4 protein-coding genes are annotated in these 2,371 nt (G+C 42.6%); all 4 read left to right on the top strand.

All coding sequences use genetic code 11. The features are described from left to right. The first annotated feature begins 61 nt into the window (after window positions 1-61). The 4 genes from PF479_RS13835 (at window position 62) to PF479_RS13820 (ending at window position 2,136) form a co-directional block, all read left to right on the top strand. Complete coding sequence (locus tag PF479_RS13835; RefSeq protein ID WP_298007606.1) at window positions 62-757, top strand: aspartate/glutamate racemase family protein; 696 nt, start codon at window positions 62-64, stop codon at window positions 755-757. 3 nt (window positions 758-760) lie between these two features. Further along, window positions 761-991: a hypothetical protein gene (locus PF479_RS13830; RefSeq protein ID WP_298007604.1), complete on the top strand. Its 231-nt coding sequence runs from the start codon at window positions 761-763 to the stop codon at window positions 989-991. Window positions 992-1,188: 197 nt separating this feature from the next. Further along, window positions 1,189-1,893, top strand: coding sequence for a FadR/GntR family transcriptional regulator (locus tag PF479_RS13825; RefSeq protein ID WP_298007602.1), 705 nt, complete (start codon window positions 1,189-1,191; stop codon window positions 1,891-1,893). Window positions 1,894-2,001: 108 nt separating this feature from the next. Continuing rightward, a complete protein-coding gene (locus PF479_RS13820; protein WP_298007600.1) occupies window positions 2,002-2,136 on the top strand; it encodes a hypothetical protein in 135 nt (44 codons plus the stop codon). The last annotated feature ends 235 nt before the right edge of the window (window positions 2,137-2,371 follow it).

The raw sequence follows: 2,371 nt of genomic DNA, 5'->3' as shown, positions 1-2,371 counted from the left end.
TGAAAGAAATGCTTACTCAGAAATGAAACCATGAAAAAAACTATTTATGGGGGTATAAAGAATGAAGAAACTCGGATTGCTGGGCGGTATGAGCTGGGAGAGTACACAGGATTATTACCGCATCATCAATGAGGGAATCAAAGAGAGGCTGGGAGGACTGCATTCAGCGGAAATCATACTCTACAGTGTCGATTTTGACCCCATCGATAAACTCCATCACAGGGGAGACTGGTCCGGAACCGAATCCGTTCTGATTAAGGCTGCCAGGTCTATTGAAAAAGCCGGTGCTGATTTTCTTCTGATCTGTACAAACACCATGCACAAGGTCGCCCCGGGAATCGAAAAAGCTCTCTCCATCCCCCTCCTCCACATAGCCGATGCCACGGCGGAAGCCCTGATTCAGGACGGGATTTCCTGTGTAGGACTCCTGGGAACAGCCTTTACGATGGAACAGGAGTTCTACAGGGGACGATTAGAGGAAAAGTTCGGGCTGGTCGTCTTGATTCCGGAAGAAAATGATCGCAAAACCGTTCACAGAGTGATATACGATGAACTCTGCCTCGGAAATATTAGGAAAGATTCAGCCGGAGATTTTTACAAAATCATGGGAAAAATGGCAGAAAAAGGTGCAGAAGCTGTGATCCTGGGCTGTACGGAGATCGGACAATTGGTTAATCAGAGAGATACAAAAATCAAGCTCTATGACACGACCGAGATTCATGCCCGTCAGGCTGTAGAATCTGCCCTTGAAGATTGAGAGATGATGAAAAAGATCATCAGTGAAGACTATAAACAGCACCGGCTGACAGCACGACCCCGCCTAACGCGGCAGAGTCGCTGGACGGTAGCCGTTGAGATCATAAGTCTCCCGGATTTAAAGTCCCCCCAGGTCTTTTATGCAGAGGATGGAATCAGCTACATTCTGGAAGAGGAAGCGGCAAAGGAGTGCCTGAACCTGGGCCGGAATCTGGTTGACAAAAAAATGGTTTAACCCTGAAAAAAGATGATCAAATGATCCTCCATCAGCCGCTATAAAAGTGACAAATAACGATCCTGCACCGGTTTCCAAAATTCTAAAGCCAGCCCAGTCCACAGGATGATCCCCTATCGGCCCCGGAATGCTGATCAACGTGAATGAACAGGCCTGTTCGATTGACAGTCTATGAGAACTTGTAATATAAGTTACACATGGCTGGACTAGGAAAGATTGATACATCTCAGATAAAGAATCAGGTCTATGATCAATGCCGAACTATGATCCTCCAGGGGAAATGGCCGCCTGGCAGCAAGCTACCTTCAGAAAATCAGTTATGTGTACAAATGGGAGTCAGTCGAGTCTCTGTCAGATCTGCTCTTCAATCTCTCTGTGCACAGGGATTTATTGAGATCCGCCGGGGGGAAGGCAGCTTTGTCAATAATTATAGTTTATCCGAACAACTCAATATGCTTACACCTCTATTTGCACTTGATAAAGACGACATTATGGATGTTCTGCAATATCGAATCATAATCGAACCCAATATCATGCCCTTTATAGTTGATAAGATTACAGAAGAAGAGATCAATAAATTGGAAACAATCTATGAAAAGATGTTAAAATATTCCGAGGGCTGTAAACAGTTTGCCACTCTGGATGAACAGTTCCACTTCTTTTTAGTAGATATATTGTCAAATAAGGTCATCATAAAGATATACAAGATTCTCTTTGAAATCTTCAATTCAGCCTGGCTTGAAATAAGTGAAACTCTTGGTGTAAAGGATGGTCTGCATTATCACAAGCTCTTAATTCAAGCCCTTCGTGATAGAAATGCGGACTCCGCAAAACAGCTCATGCATGAACATGTTCAAAGAACCGTAACCCGCATGTCTGAAAATTTCGAAAAGAAAGCATAATAGGACTCTACTGCAAAAGGGTTAACCAGATCTTCTAAGTACTCTTAAATTTATTTAGAGAGAATTGATATCCCCGTAGCCGAAGACTCTATCAACAGATTGTTGACTATGCCTGAATTCAGAAAAGCCTATGAACCGGATGGTATGAAAGCTGAAGAATTTATTACCTTTGGATCTGTGAATAGAACGACCACCCAATTTATCAATGAAGGCTGGAATCCTCTGGAAGCATTCGAATACTGAGAGGGATATTATACCCATACGGGAAATATTCATTTGAGGTTCGAGTGGAATATGTCATATTCGGGCTAGCCACAGGTTATTTGAAGTGAAATAAAACTTGACAACCAGAAAAGCTGTGTTAAGATTTATTTGTAGCTTGTATTACAACGCACCTACTACAATTAAAATAATAAGATATTAGGAGAGTAAATGGAAACCACCATATTAAATAGAAAAGAAGCAATGCTGACAGCCA

Source organism: Oceanispirochaeta sp., assembly GCF_027859075.1.
Classification (GTDB): domain Bacteria; phylum Spirochaetota; class Spirochaetia; order DSM-2461; family DSM-2461; genus Oceanispirochaeta.
This window is presented reverse-complemented; position numbering and strand designations above follow the sequence as displayed.